The 17,336-nt window shown below is 72.4% G+C and carries 9 protein-coding genes; 6 read left to right on the top strand and 3 right to left on the bottom strand.

Annotation, left to right across the window (positions count from 1 at the left end; all coding sequences use genetic code 11):
- The first annotated feature begins 21 nt into the window (after nucleotides 1-21).
- The 5 genes from glgX (at nucleotide 22) to bpln_RS22325 (ending at nucleotide 11,385) form a co-directional block, all read left to right on the top strand.
- Entirely contained in the window at nucleotides 22-2,370 is a 2,349-nt protein-coding gene (glgX, locus tag bpln_RS22345) for a glycogen debranching protein GlgX (RefSeq protein ID WP_055140036.1), read from the top strand.
- A gap of 33 nt (nucleotides 2,371-2,403) precedes the next feature.
- Complete coding sequence (treZ, locus tag bpln_RS22340; RefSeq protein ID WP_055140035.1) at nucleotides 2,404-4,473, top strand: malto-oligosyltrehalose trehalohydrolase; 2,070 nt, start codon at nucleotides 2,404-2,406, stop codon at nucleotides 4,471-4,473.
- A complete protein-coding gene (malQ, locus tag bpln_RS22335; RefSeq protein WP_055140034.1) occupies nucleotides 4,470-6,941 on the top strand; it encodes a 4-alpha-glucanotransferase in 2,472 nt (823 codons plus the stop codon). Before treZ ends, malQ begins: the two co-directional genes overlap by 4 nt.
- Nucleotides 6,938-9,745: a malto-oligosyltrehalose synthase gene (gene treY / locus bpln_RS22330; protein ID WP_055140033.1), complete on the top strand. Its 2,808-nt coding sequence runs from the start codon at nucleotides 6,938-6,940 to the stop codon at nucleotides 9,743-9,745. The genes malQ and treY overlap by 4 nt, the downstream gene beginning before the upstream one ends.
- A 281-nt stretch (nucleotides 9,746-10,026) precedes the next feature.
- The gene (locus bpln_RS22325) at nucleotides 10,027-11,385 is read left to right on the top strand and encodes a glycosyl hydrolase family 18 protein (RefSeq protein ID WP_055140032.1); all 1,359 of its coding nucleotides are present in this window, start codon (nucleotides 10,027-10,029) and stop codon (nucleotides 11,383-11,385) included.
- Between the two features lie 140 nt (nucleotides 11,386-11,525).
- Here bpln_RS22325 and bpln_RS35940 read toward each other — a convergent pair whose 3' ends face one another.
- On the bottom strand, nucleotides 11,526-11,768 hold the full coding sequence (locus bpln_RS35940) for a hypothetical protein (protein ID WP_148654128.1): 243 nt from the start codon (nucleotides 11,766-11,768) through the stop codon (nucleotides 11,526-11,528).
- Between the two features lie 120 nt (nucleotides 11,769-11,888).
- On the opposite strand from bpln_RS35940, the gene bpln_RS22320 reads away from it, so the two are divergent.
- Complete coding sequence (locus tag bpln_RS22320) at nucleotides 11,889-13,271, top strand: TIGR00366 family protein (protein ID WP_055141175.1); 1,383 nt, start codon at nucleotides 11,889-11,891, stop codon at nucleotides 13,269-13,271.
- A 116-nt stretch (nucleotides 13,272-13,387) separates the two neighbouring features.
- Here bpln_RS22320 and bpln_RS22315 read toward each other — a convergent pair whose 3' ends face one another.
- Both bpln_RS22315 and bpln_RS22310 read right to left on the bottom strand, forming a co-directional pair.
- Nucleotides 13,388-15,778 (bottom strand): penicillin-binding protein 1A, encoded by a 2,391-nt coding sequence (locus bpln_RS22315; RefSeq protein ID WP_244132129.1) that lies wholly within the window; start codon nucleotides 15,776-15,778, stop codon nucleotides 13,388-13,390.
- 495 nt (nucleotides 15,779-16,273) lie between these two features.
- Nucleotides 16,274-17,314, bottom strand: a complete 1,041-nt coding sequence (locus bpln_RS22310) for a D-cysteine desulfhydrase family protein (protein ID WP_055140030.1) — start codon at nucleotides 17,312-17,314, stop codon at nucleotides 16,274-16,276.
- Between the last annotated feature and the right edge of the window lie 22 nt (nucleotides 17,315-17,336).

Here is a 17,336-nt window from a genome sequence, read left to right as displayed (position 1 = left end):
GACAACGAGGAGAAAATCATCATGCGTGCTGCGTCCGCCGACCGGCTCGAGCCGGGCAGGCCGTACCCGCTCGGTGCGAGCTGGAACGGCCTCGGCATCAATTTCGCGGTGTTTTCCGCGCACGCCACGCGCCTGCAGCTCTGCCTGTTCGAGCCGTCCGGACGCAAGGAGATCGCCCGGCTCGACCTGCCCGAATGCACCGACGAGATCTGGCATGGCTACCTGCCGGGCGCGCATCCCGGCACCGTCTACGCGTTTCGCGCCGACGGCCCCTACCAGCCGCAGCACGGCCACCGCTTCAATTCCTCGAAGCTGCTGCTCGATCCCTACGCGCGCAAGCTGATCGGCCAGTTCCGCTGGTCCGACGCGCTGTTCGGCTACCGGCTGCACTCGAACCGCGCGGACCTGTCGATCGACCGCCGCGATTCGGCGCCGGCCATGCCCAAGTGCGTGGTGGTGGACGAATCGTTCGACTGGCACGGCGACCGCCGCCCCGAGGTGCCGTGGCAGGACACCGTGATCTACGAGACCCACGTGCGCGGCATCTCGATGCGCCGCGACGGGCTGCGCACGCCGGAGCGCGGCACCTTCGCGACGCTGGCCTCGCCCGAATTCATCGACCATCTGCTCAAGCTCGGCGTGACCACCGTCGAGCTGCTGCCGGTGCAGGCGTTCCTCGACAGCCGCGAGCTCGTCAACCGCGGGCTGCGCAACTATTGGGGTTACGACACGCTGGCGTATTTCGCGCCGCAGCCGTCGTATCTCGCCACGCGCCGGCTCGACGAGATGCGCATCGCGATCCGCCAGCTGCACGCGGCCGGCATCGAGGTGCTGCTCGACGTGGTCTACAACCACACCTGCGAGGGCAACCAGCTCGGCCCGACGCTGTCGTGGCGCGGCCTCGACAACGCCAGCTACTACCGCCTGCAGCCGAACGACCCGCGCTACCACATCGACGAGACCGGCTGCGGCAACACGCTGAACCTCTCGCATCCGCGCGTGCTGCAGATGGTGATGGATTCGCTGCGCTACTGGTGTACCGCGTTCAACATCGACGGCTTCCGCTTCGACCTCGGCGTCACGCTCGGCCGCGAGCCGCACGGCTACGACCGCGGCTCGGGCTTCTTCGACGCGCTGCGCCAGGATCCGGTGCTGGCCACCCGCAAGCTGATCTCCGAACCGTGGGACCTCGGCCCCGGCGGCTACCAGCTTGGCAACCACCCGGCCGGCTTCGGCGAATGGAACGACAAGTTTCGCGACACGGTGCGCCGCTTCTGGCGCGGCGACGCCGGCATGCGGCCCGAGCTGGCCGCGCGGCTGGCCGGCTCGGCCGACCTGTTCAACCACCACCGGCGCAAGCCGTGGGCCTCGGTGAACTTCATCTCGGCCCACGACGGCTTCACGCTGGCCGATCTCGTCTCGTACTCGTCGAAGCGCAACGAGGCCAACGGCGAGGAGAACCGCGACGGCCGCGACGACAACTGCAGCGCGAACTGGGGCGTGGAAGGCCCGACCGACGACGCCGCCATCCTCGAGGTGCGCGAGCGCGTGGCGCGCTCGATGCTGACCACGCTGTTCGCGGCGCTCGGCACGCCGATGCTGCTCGGCGGCGACGAGTTCGGCCGCAGCCAGCAGGGCAACAACAACGCCTACTGCCAGGACACCGAACTGGCGTGGTTCGACTGGGAGGCCGCGGCCAGTGACGCCGGGCGCCAGCTCACCGGCTTCGTCGCGCGGCTCGCCGCGCTGCGCCGCGACCACCCGCTGCTGTCGGGGCCGGGCTATCCGTCGGGCGACCGCGAGGCGGCGCCGGGGCTGCGCGAGATCGACTGGTTCGACGAGCGCGGCGAGGCGATCTCGATCCCCGCCTGGCAGAACCGCGAACTGCGCGCGCTGACGATGCGCCGCGTCGGCCCCGATCGGGACGGCGAGACCGAGGTGCTGCTGCTGATGCTGAACGGTTCGGCGCAGCCGCTCGTGTTCGTGCCGCCCGCGCCGCCACTCGAGTTCCGCGTGCTGGCCGACAGCGCGCGACCCGATCTCGAGCCGCAGCCGCTGCCGGCCGGAGGCATCGAACTGGCCGCGCACGCGGCCGTGATCGCGGCCGCGCGGCTGCCCGCCGGGCAGGCCGCGAGCCTCGACCCCGCGCGTGCCGACGCGGCCGGCGACGCGCGCCCCGAGGACGAGGGCGACGACGATCCGCGAGGCGCTTCCGACGACGACCCGGACGACAACCGGGACGACAACGCCGACAGCGCGGACGACGGCAGCGCGGAACCGCGAACCGTGCCCGCGCCCGGCACGGAACCCGAGCCCGAGCCGACCGCCGGCGCGGTGTCGGCCCATGACGAACCCACGTCGGTGTCCTGAACACGATACCGACCCGCATCCGAGAACATCGCGATGACCGATTCCCTGACCTTTCCCGCCGGCCGCCACGCGTATCCGACTTCATTCGGCGCCAGTTGCATCGATCCGCACCGCACGCACTTCCGGCTCTGGGCACCTGCCTGCCAGGCGGTGAGCGTGGAGCTCGACGACGGCGAACGCCGCGCCAGCGTGGCCATGACGGCGCGCGACGGCGGCTGGTTCGACGCCACCGTGCCGTTCGGCCCCGGCACGCGCTACCGCTACCGGCTCGACGGCGGCGAGGCCGTGCCCGATCCCGCCTCGCGCTTCCAGCCCGAGGGCGTCCACGGCCCGAGCCAGGTGATCGACCCCGGCGCCTATCGCTGGCGCCAGGACGACTGGCGCGGCCGGCCCTGGCACGAGACGGTGCTCTACGAGCTGCACGTGGGCGCGCTCGGCGGCTATCGCGGCGTGGCGCAGCGGCTCGGCGAACTCGCCGCGCTGGGCGTGACCGCGATCGAGCTGATGCCGCTGGCCGAGTGCCCCGGCACGCGCAACTGGGGCTACGACGGCGTGCTGCCGTTCGCGCCGTCGTCGTCCTACGGGCGGCCCGAGGAACTGAAGGCGCTGGTGGACGCCGCGCACGAGTTGGGGCTGCAGGTGTTCGTCGACGTGGTCTACAACCACTTCGGCCCCGACGGCAACTGGCTCGCGCGCTACGCGCCGCCGTTCTTCCGCGAGGGCAAGACCACCGGCTGGGGGCCGGCGATCGACTTCCAGCGCGACGAGGTCGGGCGCTTCTTCATCGACAACGCGCTCTACTGGCTCGAGGAATATCGCATCGACGGGCTGCGCATCGACGCCGCTCACGCGATCGACGACGACCGCTGGCTCGGCGAGCTGGCCGCGCGCGTGCGCGCCTACGCGGGCAGCGAGCGGCACGTCCATCTGGTGCTGGAAAACGAGCGCAACAGCGCCCACCTGCTCGCCGACGCCGGCTTCGACGCGCAGTGGAACGACGATTTCCACAACAGCGCGCACGTGCTGCTGACGGGCGAGCGCGACGGCTATTACCGCGCCTACGCCGACGCGCCGCTGCAGCGCTTCGCGCGCACCCTCGCCGAGGGCTTCGCGTACCAGGGCGAGCCCTCGCCGCTGCACGACGGCCGCCCGCGCGGCGAGCCGAGCGCGCACCTGCCGCCCACCGCGTTCGTCGCGTTCCTGCAGAACCATGACCAGATCGGCAACCGCGCGTTCGGCGAGCGGCTGCGCGCGATGGTCAACGACGAGACGCTGCGCGCGGCCACCGCCGTGCTGCTGCTGGCGCCGTCGGTGCCGCTGCTGTTCATGGGCGAGGAAACCGGCTCGACGCAGCCGTTCCAGTTCTTCACCGATTACGAAGGCGAGCTGGCCGACGCCGTGCGCGAGGGCCGCCGCCGCGAGTTCGCCGCGTTCCCGGCGTTCGAGAATTCCGAGCGGCGTCATCTGATTCCCGACCCGAACGACCCGGCCACCTTCGCGCGTTCCTCGCTCGAAGCGGTGGATGCCGACCATGAGAGCGACGATGCACGCAGCTGGCGCGCGTTCTATCGCGGCGCGCTGGCGGTGCGCAACGGCTTTGTCGTGCCGCATCTGCCGGGCACGCGTTCGGAGGGCGTCAGCCTGCTCGACGGCGGCGCGGACGCGGGCAGCCACGCGCCGGCCCACGACGATCCGCGCGGCGGCGACCCCGGCATCGCGCCCGACCACTCGCGCCTGCTGCCGGACGACCCGGAGCAGCCGGCCGAACGCGCGGCGGCCGCGACGCTCGCCGAGGCGATCGAACGCGATCGCGCGAGCGGCGAGGACGACCAGGCCACCGGCACCGGCCGTGCGCCACGCACGGGCGCCGCGCCTCGTGCCCTGGTCGCGCGCTGGCGGCTCGGCAACGGCGCGCGGCTCGCGATCGCGCTGAACCTCGACGACACGCCGATCGCGCTGGCCGAGCCGCCGCCCGGCAAGATCGTGTTCGAGACGCCGCCGCGCGTGCGCGACGCGCTCGTCGACGGGCGGCTTGGCCCGCACGCCTGCCTCGTCTGGCTCGACGCGCCGGCCGGCGCGCCGGCCGAGGGGCGTGGACGATGAGCACCGGACACGACGCCTCGCTTGCCGCGCTGGCCCGCGCGGCCGGGCTCGAGCCCGAATGGACCGACGCGGCCGACCAGCCGCGGCGGGTCGGCGACGACGCGCTCGCGGTGCTGCTCGACGCGCTCGGCCTGCCGGCCGCCTCGCTCGCCGATCGCGAATGGAGCCTGGCCGCACTGGCGGCGCCGGCCGCGCCGCCGCCGCTGGTGACGGCCACGGCCGGCGAGGCCGTGCCGTGGCCCGCCGCGGCCGGCCGGGCCGGCGGCGGCTACACGCTCACGCTCGAGGACGGCGCCCGCGTCACGGGCCGGCTGGCGGCCGATCCGGCCGGCGGCGGCGCGCGGCTGCCCGCGATCGACACGCCCGGCTATCACCTGGTGGAAACCGACGAGGCCAGCGTGACGGTGGCGGTGGCGCCCGCGCGCGGCTGGACCATCGGCGACGCGGCGTTCGCGGCGGGCCGCCAGCGGCCGTGGGGGCTCGCGGCCCAGCTCTACGGGCTGCGCCGCGCCGGCGACTTCGGCATCGGCGACACCACCGCGCTCGCGGCCCTGGCCGGCAGCGCCGCGCGGCTCGGCGCCGACGCGCTCGCGATCAGCCCGACCCATGCCACGTTCCCGGCCCAGCCCGAGCGCGACAGCCCGTATTCGCCGTCCTCGCGCCGCTGGCACAACCTCGCCTACGTCGATCCCGACGACGTGGCCGGCCCGCAGGCCACCGCCGCCGCACTCGCCGAAACCGGGCTGGCCGACACCGCCGCCCGGCTCGCCGCCGCGCCGCTGGTGGACTGGCCGCTGGCGGTCCACACCAAGCTGCGCGTGCTGCGCGCGCTGTTCGAGCGCTGGCGCGCGCATCCGTCACCCGATGCCGACGCGTTCGCGCGCTTCGTCGCCGACGGCGGCGCCGCGCTGCACGCGCATGCCTGCTTCGACGCGCTGCACGCGCAGGCGCTGGCCGACCGGCGCGAGCCCGACTGGCGGCGCTGGCCCGAGGCGCTGCGCGGCGGCCCCGACGCGCCCGGGGTGCGCGCGTTCGCGGCCGCGCACGCCGACGACGTGGCGTTCTTCTCGTTCGCGCAATGGCTCGCCGCGCGCGGGCTCGACGGCGCGCACCGGGCCGCGCGCGGCGCCGGCATGTCGATCGGCACCATCGCCGATCTCGCCGTGGGCTGCGCGCCCGACGGCAGCGACGCGTGGGCCGCGCCCGGCCTGATGCTGGGCGCCGCCTCGATCGGCGCGCCGCCCGACCTGTTCAACGCCGACGGCCAGGCCTGGGGCGTCACCACCTGGACCCCGGCCGCGCTGCGCGCGAGCGGCTTCGCGCCGTTCATCGCGCTGCTGCGCGCCGCGTTCGCGCATGCCGGCGGCGTGCGCATCGATCACATCCTCGGCTTCGCGCGGCTCTGGATCGTGCGCGACGGCACCTCCGCGCGCGACGGCGCCTACCTGCGCTATCCGCTCGACGACCTGCTGCGGCTGGTCGCGCTCGAATCGTCGCGGCATCGCGCGATCGCGATCGGCGAGGATCTCGGCACCGTGCCCGACGGGCTGCGCGAGCGGCTCGCGGCGCGCGGCATCGCCGGGATGCGCGTGCTCTGGTTCGAGCGCGACGCCGACGGCGCGTTTCGCCGGCCCGAGCGCTGGGACCGCGACGCGGTGGCGATGCCGTCCACGCACGACCTGCCGACGCTGGCCGGCTGGTGGCGCGGCGTCGATCTGGCCTGGCGGCGGCACGTGGCGGCGCCCGACGCCGGGCGCGAGGGCGGCGACAAGGTTGCGGACGCAACGAGCAAGGCAGCGGCTGCACCGGCGACGGATGCCGCGACGCCGCCCGCCGCGCCCGGCCGGTACGACGCGTTCGATGCGTTCGATGCGTTCGCCGCCTCGCGCTCGCCCGCCGATCCGCCCGTCACCTGGCCGCCGTCGTCCGATCCCGCACCCTCCGTGGCGGCATCGGCCCAGCCCCGGGCAGCGGCACCGCTCGCGCGCGACGCCGAAGCCGCGACCCCGGCCGGCGGCACCGATCAGCCGGCCGCCTCCCCCCCTTCCACTCATCCGGTATCCCGCGACATGAATCCAACGCTGCCCGCCCACTCGCCCACCGCCGCGCCCCCATCGCTGCCGCCCGATCTGGCCGAGCGCGACGCCGACCGCGCCGCGCTCTGGAGCGCGCTCGTCGATGCTCGGGTGGTGCCGCCGCCCGCCTCGTCCACGCCGCCCGCGCCCGACGCGCCGCCGGTGGCCGCCGCGCTCGCGTTCGTCGCGCGCAGCGCCTCGGCGCTCGCGCTGGTGCCGCTCGAGGATCTGCTCGCGCTGCCCGCGCAGCCGAACCTGCCCGGGCCGCCGGTCGGCCATCCGAACTGGCGCCGCCGCATGCCTCGCGAGACCGCCGGCCTGCTCGACGACGCCGCCGACGCCACGCTCGCCGCCGTCGCGCTGGCGCGGCGCACCGGTACGGAGGCGCCATGAGCACGCCGCGCGCCACGCTGCGGCTGCAGCTTCACGCCGGCTTCACGTTCGACGACGCGGCGGCCCACGTCGATCTGTACGCGCAGCTCGGCATCAGCCATCTCTACCTGTCGCCGATCACGCAGGCCGAGCCCGGTTCGATGCATGGCTACGACACCGTCGACTACGGCCGCGTGAGCGACGCGCTCGGCGGCGAGCACGGCCTCGTGCGGCTGGTCGGCGCGCTGCGCCGGCACGGCATCGGCACGCTGGTCGATTTCGTGCCGAACCACATGGGCGTGGCCGGTTCGTCGAACGGCTGGTGGAACGACGTGCTCGAATGGGGGCCGCGCAGCCGCTACGCGCGCCACTTCGACATCGACTGGCGCCCCGCCGACCCGCTGCTGCGCGACCGCGTGCTGCTGCCCTGCCTCGGCCGCCCATATGGCGAGGCGCTCGCGGCCGGCGAGATGGTGCTCGGCTGCGACGCGGCCACCGGCCGCTTCGTGATCGCCTGCGCGGGACGCACGCTGCCCGTCGCGCTCGCCACCTATCCCGACATCCTGCGCGCCGCGAAACAGCCCGGCCTCGACACGCTGGCCGCGCGCTTCGCGCCGCTGGTGGAGGCGGCGCCCGGCACGCCGCGCATCGGCCTCGCGTTCGAGGCGCTGCGCGAGTACCTCGCCGCCCACGGCGCGGCCGCGCTCGATGGCGCGCTGCGCCAATACGCGAGCGACAGCGAAGCCGGCCGCGCGCGGCTGCACGCGCTGCTGGAGCGGCAGGCCTACCGGCTCGCCTGGTGGCGCACCGCGCCCGACGAGATCAACTGGCGCCGCTTCTTCGACATCGACACGCTGGCCGGCGTCCGCGTGGAGGACGACGCGGTGTTCGACGACGTCCACGCGCTGCTGTTCCGGCTCGTCGACGCGGGCCTCGTGGACGGCGTGCGGATCGATCACGTCGACGGCCTCGCCGATCCGCGCGGCTACTGCCGCAAGCTGCACGCGCGGCTCGCCGCGCTGCGCGACCCGGCGCCGTACCTGGTGGTGGAGAAGATCCTCGCGACCGGTGAGGCGCTGCCCGCCGACTGGCTCACCGACGGCACCACCGGCTACGACTTCATGAACGACGTCGGCGCGCTGCTGCACGATCCGGCCGGCGCCGAGCCGCTCGCGCAGCACTGGGCCGAGCTGTCGGGCAGCACCGCGACGTTCGCCGACGAGGCGCTGGCCGGCAAGCGCGAGGCGGCCGCGCGGCAGCTGGCCGTGGAGGTCGAGCGCGTGACCGACGCGCTGCACGCGATCGCGCGCGCCGACCCGCGCACGCGCGACTTCGCACGCAACCCGCTGCGCCGCGTGGTGGCCGAGCTGGCCGCGCAGCTGCCCGTCTACCGGCTCTATCCCGTGGAGGGCGAGCGCAACGCCGAACGTCCGTTCATCGAGGCCGCCAGCCAGGCCGCGCGTCGGGCGCTGCCGCGCACCGATCACGACGCGCTCGATCGCGTGCTCGGCTGGCTCGGCTGGCCCGAACTCGCGCGCGGCGGACCGGATGCGAAACCGGATGCCGACGGGCACGCCGAACCGGCGGCGGACGTGGACCCGGCGCTGGCCCGCCAGGCGCGCATCGCGTTCGCGCGGCTCAGTTCGCCGCTCGCGGCGAAGGGCGTGGAGGACACCGCCTGCTATCGCTACGGGCGTCTGCTGTCGCGCAACGAAGTCGGCGCCGACGCCGGGCAGTTCGCGCTCTCGCCCGACGCGTTCCACCTGCGCAACCTCGAACGCGCGGCGCGCACGCCCCACACGCTGCTGGCCACGGCCACCCATGACCACAAGCGCGGCGAGGACGTGCGCGCGCGGCTCGCGGTGCTGAGCGAGGCGCCCGTGCCGTGGCGCGCGGCCGTCGACGCCTGGGCCGCGCGCAACGACGCGCAGCGCCGCGCGCCGGCCGACGGCGCACCGCCGGCGCCGGGCCGCGCGGCGGAGGCGATGCTGTACCAGACGCTGGTGGGCTGCTGGCCGCCCACGCTCGCGCCCGACGACGCCGAGGGCCTCGCCGGGCTGGCCGATCGCGTCGTGCAGTGGCAGACCAAGGCGCTGCGCGAGGCCAAGCGCGAGACCAGCTGGCTCGCGCCCGATGCGGACTACGAAGCGGCCTGCGAGGCGTTCGTGCGCGAACTGCTCACGCCGCGCGGCGAGGACGATTTCGCCCATGCGCTGCATGCGTTCGTCGCGCACATCGCGCCGGCCGGCGTGGTCAATTCGCTGCTGCAGGCGACGCTGCGCATCGCCTCGCCCGGCGTGCCCGATCTCTACCAGGGCACCGACCTGTGGGACTTCAGCCTCGTCGATCCCGACAACCGGCGCGAGGTGGGCTTCGCCGAGCGGCGCGCCACGCCCGTGGACGGCCCGCTGGCCGGCTATCTGCGCACCTGGCCCGACGGCCGCGTCAAACGCGCGCTGGTCACGCGCCTGCTGGCGCTGCGCGCCGAATACGCGGAGATCTTCACTCACGGCGCCTACCTGCCGCTCACGGTCGAAGGCCCGGCCCGCGACCACGCGATCGCGCTGCTGCGGCGCGACACGCGCACCGCCGTGCTGGTGGTCGGCAGTCGGCTCGCGCACGGCCGGCTCGCCACCGACGGCGCCGGCCCGCGCATCGACGCGGGCTTCTGGGGCGATACCGCGATCGTGCTGCCCGACGACGCGTCGACGCAATGGCGCGAGCGACTCGGAAACGAGCGCCGCCTGACGGCGGCGAATGGGCGGCTGCGGGTGGCCGAACTGCTCGCCGAGCTGCCGGTGGCGGCGCTGGTCGGCACGCCTTGAAGTGAAGGGCCGGCGAGGCGCGCCCGCGCCTCGCCGGCACGTGGATACCACGCGTCCGTGAATGGATGAAAATTCCTTGATCGATTATCGAATCAAGACGATTTTTTAATCAAAATAAAAAATCCTCAAAAACTCTCTCATTTATCCGCATCGGAAAATTCTGCTTGATTCGGCCGCGTGAACAAGGAAGTATTTGCGCATTCAGGAGCGCTGCATGGTGGCCTCCCTCAGTCGTTGCAGCTCGCGTGCCACCGCCCATCCGCAACCACCAAGGAAAGAACATGGCCAACCTTGCAAACGGCATCAATGCGTGGATTTTCCTGAACGAGGACGAACCGCCCGACACCAGCTACCACAGCCCCGACAGCTGCTATCAATCGCTGATCGGTTCGCGCGTCTACGACAGCGCCAACTTTCTCGGCATCGCTTTTTTCAAGGTGGTCCCCGCCGCGCAGGGCTCCACGATCGAGATCGGCGACAAATCCCATCCGGACAACCTGTCCAATCAGGATTATCTGGATTACGTGCTCCGCGACGCGCGTCAGGTCAATCCCGGCATCAAGTTCCTGGCCACCATGGTGTATTCCGGCGACCACACCCTGGCGTCGATTTTCTCGGCGGGCGGGGACGCGCAAACCCAGGCCACTGATTTTGCGAACAATCTGGTCGCCTATCTCAAGGACAACGGGATGAATGGCCTGGACATCGACTGGGAACCCCCCGTTTCCGACGCCCTGACGCCGGCGCAATTCCAGACTTTGTTTTCCACGATTCGCGCGGTATTCGATCAACAGCCGGTCAAATATTATCTGTCGTTCACGCCGGCGTGGTCCTGGGGCAAAATCGATTACGCCACGCTCGATGGCCTGTTCGATTTCGTTTCTCCGCAATTCTATGATGGTTCGTCGCTGCAGCAATTCCTCGATGCCAAGGTTCCGCCGTCGCTGATCGGCTACGGAGCGCAATTCGAACCCGGCAACACGGCGCCCAACAGCAGCGCGCAACAGGTCTGGAGCGCGGTGTCGGAGGGCTTTTCCTTCAACGGTACGCAATACCATTATCAAGACATCTTCATGTGGCGCCTCAATTCGGGCAATTTCCAGTTCGAGCAGGCGCAGTTCATGATTCTCGGCCAGCTCGGCGATCCGCCCGGCGGCAACGGCTTCGACGATACGCCGATCATCCGTGCGGCAGGCAATCCCCTCTTGACGCAAATGACGATCCGCTCGGGTAACGTCCTCGACGCGATCCAGGCCGTCAACACCGGCACCGGCCCCTACAACTTCGGCACCGAGCCGGGTGCGAAAACGGGAACGTTCACCTTGCTGCAACACGGTGGAAACGGCGGAAGCGCGCAAACCATCCAGATCCCGCTTGACGATCCGGTCGTGTCCGTTTCCGGCTACACGGGCGTGTGGTACGGCTGGCAATGCGTCCTGCAACTCACGTTGACCGGCCAAAGCGGCCGCACCTACGGCCCGTTCGGCAGCATGGCAGGCGCGACCAGCCGCAATCCGTTCGTGCAGGCAGCACCCGCCGGACAAAGCGTGGCGGGCTTCAGCGGCACCACGGTGACGGTGCCGCTGGCGGGAGGCAGCCAGACCGCGATCATCGCCACGCTGAACGCCGTTTTTGCCTGATACGCCCGCCAGGACAAGGGCGTTTCAGCACCGGCGGCAAGCGTCGCCCCGAGGCCATGCGGTCGCATGGCCTTCTTGCTGCCGATCCATCGAGCCGGCCAGGCGCCCGATCGCACATTTCATTCTCCAGTCAACACCATTCAATTTTCTTTCAAAAGAAGCGAACCACGGCGAATCGCGTGCGATAGCCGCGCAAGCAGCTTGACATCGCCCTGCCGCACGGCGAATATTGGCCGTTCGTTAAACGAAACGATGTTCTTATTACGAACATTAGAATAACAACAGGGCTGGCCGCCTTCCTTCGCGTTCGATCCCGGACGCAGCGAAGGCGCGATATGAACCCGCTGCGCCGTGGCAACCGCCTCGGGCACCTGGAGGAGCACCGCACCCTGATCCCGATCGCCTTCCGGCGGCCGCCCGGCCGCTCGCGCCCGGGCTCATCCGCACGCCGATCCGCCGCCCCGGCCAGCCAGCAGGCACACGCCGAGCAACTGAACCACAGCATGAAAAGAGACAACCCCATCGCCCACGCCAACGACCGGCGCGGTGTCGTCGCCGCCCTCGTCTACCTGTTCGAGCGCGTCATGCCCGATCCGTTCGTGCTGTCGATCGGCCTGACGGCCCTGGTCGCGGTGCTGGCGCTCGCGCTCGGCCCGCAGGGCAACCTCCCCACGCTGCTCGACTCCTGGTACACCGGCACCTTCGGCATCCTCGGCTTCGCGCTGCAGATGATCCTGATCCTCGCCACCGGCTACGCGATCGCCGAGGCACCGGTGATCCAGCGCGGCCTGCGCGCGCTGGCCGCCCATGCGCAGACGCCGACGCGCGCCGCGCTGCTGGTGTTCCCGGTGGTCGGCATCGCGGCCTGGCTGAACTGGGGCCTCGGGCTGATCGTCGGCGCGCTGCTCTCGCGCGAGATCGCGCGGCGCGTGAAGGTCGATTTCGCCTGGCTGGTGGCCGGCAGCTATTCGGCGTGGTCGGTCTGCAACAGCGGCCTGTCCAGCTCGATCGCGCTCTCGCAGGCCTCGCACGGCAACGCGCTGAACCTCGTCGAGAAGGCCACCGGCCAGGTGGTGCCGCTCGGCGCGACGGTGTTCGCGCCGTTCGTGTTCATCCCCACCGTGCTGGTGGTGGTGGTGATGACGGCGATCTTCATCCGCATGCATCCGCGCGCCGAGGACGTGGTCGCGTTCAGCGAGGCGCCCGAGCACGAGGCCGGCGGCGCGAGCGACGACCCGCACGCGCGCGTCGGCACCACGCCCACCTTCGCCACGCGCCTGGAAAACTCGATGCTCGGCACGCTGCTGCTGCTCGTGTTCGGCGTCGGCTACCTGGTGATGGCGTGGCGCGCGCACCGCTTCGATCTCGACATCAACACCACCATCCTGATCTTCCTGCTGATCGGCCTCGCGCTGCAGCGCACGCCGATCGCCTATGCCAACGCGATCCGCCGCGCCGCGCGCCAGACCGGCTCGATGCTGCTGCAATACCCGGTGTACGGCGGCATCATGGGCATGATGAAGGGCACCGGCCTGGCCTCGATGATCGCCAAGACCTTCGTGACGATCGCCACGCCCGCCTCGCTGCCGCTCTGGAGCTACCTCAGCTCGCTGATCATCACGCTGCTGGTGCCGAGCGCGGGCGGCCACTGGGCCGTGCAGGGGCCGTTCGTGCTGCCCGCCGCGCTGAGCCTGCACGCCTCGGTGCCGCGCACCGCGATGGGCGTGGCGATGGCCGAGAACGTCTCGAACATGCTGCAGCCGTTCTGGGCCGTGCCGATCGTCGCGATCGCGGGCATCCGCATCCAGCGCGTGATGGGCTATACGGCCGTCACGTTCGCGGTGTCGCTGGTGATCTACGCGGTGGCGCTGTGGCTCGTGCCGTGAGGCCGATCGGCCGCGCCTGAGGACGGCCGACACGATCCCGCCACGCGCGGCGGCGCTGCGCATGCCGCCGCGCGAATCGTTTCGACTCTCCCGCTTCGCCGCTCGGCAGCCGGCATTCAGATGCCGTCGGTGTCCGCATCGCCCGGCCCCGAGAAATAGCGCAGAATCCGCGCCTTCTCGTCGGACGACACCACGCCCGGCATCGCCGCGGCCCCGCCCGCTCCCACCGCCTGCCGCGCCGTTTCGGGCAGCGCCGCGCGCGGCGTGACGGACGGCATGCGCCCCTGCGCGTCGAGCGCCGCCACGAAGCCCGCGTCGGGCATGAAATGCAGGTCGTAGGGCTCGCCGCCCACGAACGCGATCTCGTCGGGCACCGCGTCCGGCTGCTCCGGCACGTTCGCGAGCGCATGCCGCATGAATTCGATCCAGACCGGCAGCGCGTTGCGCGAGCCATACTCGCGCGCGCCCATCGACGCCGGTGTATCGAAACCCATCCAGACCACGGTGGCCAGCTCGCGCTGATAGCCGGCGAACCAGCCGTCGCGATAGCGGTTGGTGGTGCCCGTCTTGCCGGCCAGGTCGTGTCGCTTCAGCACGTTGGTGGCCGCGCCGGTGCCGTGCGCGGCGGCGGCACGCAGCATGTCCGTCATCAGGTAGCTGTTGGCCGCGTCGATCACGCGCGGCGCGCCGGCGCCCGCGCGGGCCGGCGCGGCCTCGAACGCCACGCGGCCCGTGCCGTCCTCGATGCGGGCGATCAGGTACGGCTGCACGCGAAAGCCGCCGTTCGCGAACACCGCATAGGCCACCGCCATCTGCAGCGGCGTGACCGCGCCCGCGCCGAGCGCCATCGGCAGGTTCGGCACGATCAGGTCGTCGCGCAGGCCGAACGCGCCGACGATGAAGCGCTTCGCATAGGCGGGATCGATCGCGCGCAGCGTGCGGATCGCGACGAAGTTCTTCGAGCGCGCCACGCCCTCGCGCAGCGTGATCGGGCCAAGCGGCACGCCGTCCTCGTGCGGGCGCCAGACCGGGCCGCCGGGATAGCCGGCGGGGATGTCGACGGGCAGGTCGTCGACCACGGTGGTCGGGCCGAAACCGCGGGCCAGCGCCGCCGAATAGAGGAACGGCTTGAAGCTCGAACCGGGCTGCCGCCACGCCTGCGTCACGCGATTCAGCTGGGTCGCCGTCATGCCGTTGCCGCCCACCAGCGCGCGGATCGCGCCGTCGTCGGGCGCGATCGCGACCAGCGCGGCCTGCACCGCGGGCAGCTCGCCGAGCGCCCAATGGCCGCCGTCGTCGCGCGTGACGCGCACGATCGCGCCCGGCGCCAGCCGCGTCGCCGCGCGGCGGCCCGCGGCGCGCAGCCGGTCGAGGCCATGCCCCGCGAGCACGACGTGCGTGCCGTCGGCGAGCCGCGCGTCCACGCGCGCGGCGCGGCTCGCCACCACCACCGCGCACGGCAGCCCCGCCACCTCGGGCCGCTGCCGCATGGCCTCGACCAGGGTGTCCGGGAGCCGGCCCGCCGCCGGCACCGGCGGCGCCACCGCGGCTTCCGGTCCCGCGTAGGCATGCCGGCGCTGGTAGGCCAGCACGCCGTGGCGCACCGACTCGAACGCGGCGGCCTGATCGTCGAGCGCCACCGTGGTGGTGACCTTGAAGCCGCTCTCGTAGGCGGCCTCGCCGTAGCGCTCGACCATCATCTGCCGCACCAGCTCGCTGACCGAGCCGGCCGGCACCGAGTCGCGGCGCGCGACGGGCCGCGCGTAGGGCGGCTCGTCCAGCGCGGCGCGATATTGCTCCGGCGTGATGAAGCCGACCTCGCGCATGCGCGCGAGCACGTAGCGCTGGCGCGCCAGCGCACGCACCGGATCGCTGACGGGGTTGAACGCGGACGGCGCCTTCGGCAGCCCGGCCAGCATCGCGGCCTGGCCGAGCGTCAGTTCATCGAGGTGGCGGCCGTAGTAGGTGCGCGCCGCCGCGCCGAAACCATACGAACGCTCGCCGAGATAGATCTGGTTCATGTAGAGCTGCAGGATCCGGTCCTTCGGCAGGCTGCGTTCGATCTTGATCGCGAGCAGCACCTCGACGAGCTTGCGCGTGAAGGTCTTGTGGCGCGACAGGAAGAAGTTGCGCGCGAGCTGCATCGTGATGGTGCTGCCGCCCTGCGCCTTGCCGCCGCGCACGGCATCGACCAGCACGGCGCGCAGCAGGCCGCCCGCGTCGATGCCGCGATGCTGGTAGAAGCCGGCGTCCTCGGCCGCCAGCAGCGCCAGCCTCATGCGCGCGGGGATCGCGTCGAGGTCGAGCGGGATGCGCCGCTCGATGCCGTATTCGGCCAGCTGGTGGCCGTCCGACGAATAGATGCGCAGCGGCTCGGCCGGCTGGTAGTCGCCGAGCGCGGTCACGGGCGGCAACGCCGGGTAGACGACGAACGCGATATAGGCCGCCGTGGCGCCGCCCGCGACGAGGCCGGCGCAGACGAGGCAGACCGCGATCGTGCCGAGCACGCGCCAGACGCCGCGACGGCGCGGCGGGCGCCCGCCGCCGGAGGGCTCGGGCTGGCCGGCGGGTTCGGAGGGCGGTAGATGAGGGGTATCGGACTTGCGCAGGAACATAGGGAAAACGAACCGGAACGAGTGCAAATGCGAAGGCAGATGCGGGTGGGAAGCGGCGGCGCAAGGGCACCGTGTCCGCGAGTCGCACGGACGGGCGCACCGGCGAGGCGCGAGTCGAGATCCGACGCGCAAGCCGGATCCATCGTGAGGAATCCGTAATGACCGGAGGCCGCGCGCGACGAGGATCGCGAATCACGGCGCCGGCGGGATCGGGCAGCGTTCGGAACGGGCCGATCGGGCCGGCGACGGCGCGCCGCTCACGCGCGGCGCGGCGCGGAGATGGCGGGTACGCGGCCGCGCGATGGCGCGCGAGGTCCGCGCGCCGGGCAGGATGCGTCGGGAAACACGAGCCGGGAGCGGCCCGGATCGGGTCGGCCGACGCGCGGCTCAGGCCGCGCCGCCCTCCGCCTCGAACGCCGCGCGATAGGCGTAAAGCCCGGGCTGGCCGCCCGTCATCAGGAACAGCACGTCATCGCCGGGACAGTACTTGCCCGCCTCCACGTCGGCCAGCAGACCCGCGAACGCCTTGCCGCTGTAAACGGGATCGAGCAGCAGCCCCTGCGTGCGCGCCATCAGCCGCACGGCCGCCAGCATGCCGTCGGTCGGCACGCCATAGCCGTCGCCGCGCTGCGCGCCGTCCACGCGAACCGCGCTCGCGGGCGGCGGCGCCAGTTCGAGCAGCGCGCAGGCCGCCTCGACCAGCTCCACCGTGACCGCCGCCGCGGCCGGCGCCGGCGCCAGCACGCCGTGCGCAAGCACGCGCTCGGGCCGCCGGTCCAGCGCGTGCAGGCCCGCCACCAGCCCGGCCTGCGTGCCGCCGCTGCCGTTCGGGCAGACGATGCCGGCGAACTCGATGCCGAGCGCGCGCTCCTGCGCGACGATCTCGGCCGCGCACGCCGCGTAGCCGAGCGAGCCGAGCCCCGTCGAGCCGCCGGTCGGGATCACCCGCACCTTGCGGCCGGCCGCGCGCAGCGCGTCGGCGCGCGCCTGCGCGGCATCGATCGCCGGCGTGCCGTCCGGCGCGATCCGCACCGTGGCGCCGAACAGCGCATCGAGCAGCAGGTTGCCGTTGTGTTCGTAGTCGTCGTCGTCGCGCGGCACTGCGCGCGACAGCACCAGTTCGCAGCGCAGGCCGGCCAGCGCCGCCGCGGCCGCCGTGAGCCGCGCATGGTTCGATTGCAGGCCGCCCACCGTGATCACCGTGTCGACGCCGTCCGCGAGTGCCTGGCCGAGGTGCAGTTCGAGCTTGCGCAGCTTGTTGCCGCCGCCGCCGAGCGCGAAGTGATCGTCGCGCTTCACGTGCAGCCGCACGCCGTTGGCGCGCTCGCCGAGCGCCGCCTCCAGCCGCGCGAGCCGCTGGATCGGCGGGATCGCGTCGAGCAGCGCGAAGCGCGGAAAACGGACGCCATGGAGTTCCATCGTCGACATCGGTGCTTCTCCTTCCTCTGTG

The sequence above is a fragment of the Burkholderia plantarii genome, assembly GCF_001411805.1.
Classification (GTDB): Bacteria; Pseudomonadota; Gammaproteobacteria; order Burkholderiales; family Burkholderiaceae; genus Burkholderia; species Burkholderia plantarii.
This window is presented reverse-complemented; position numbering and strand designations above follow the sequence as displayed.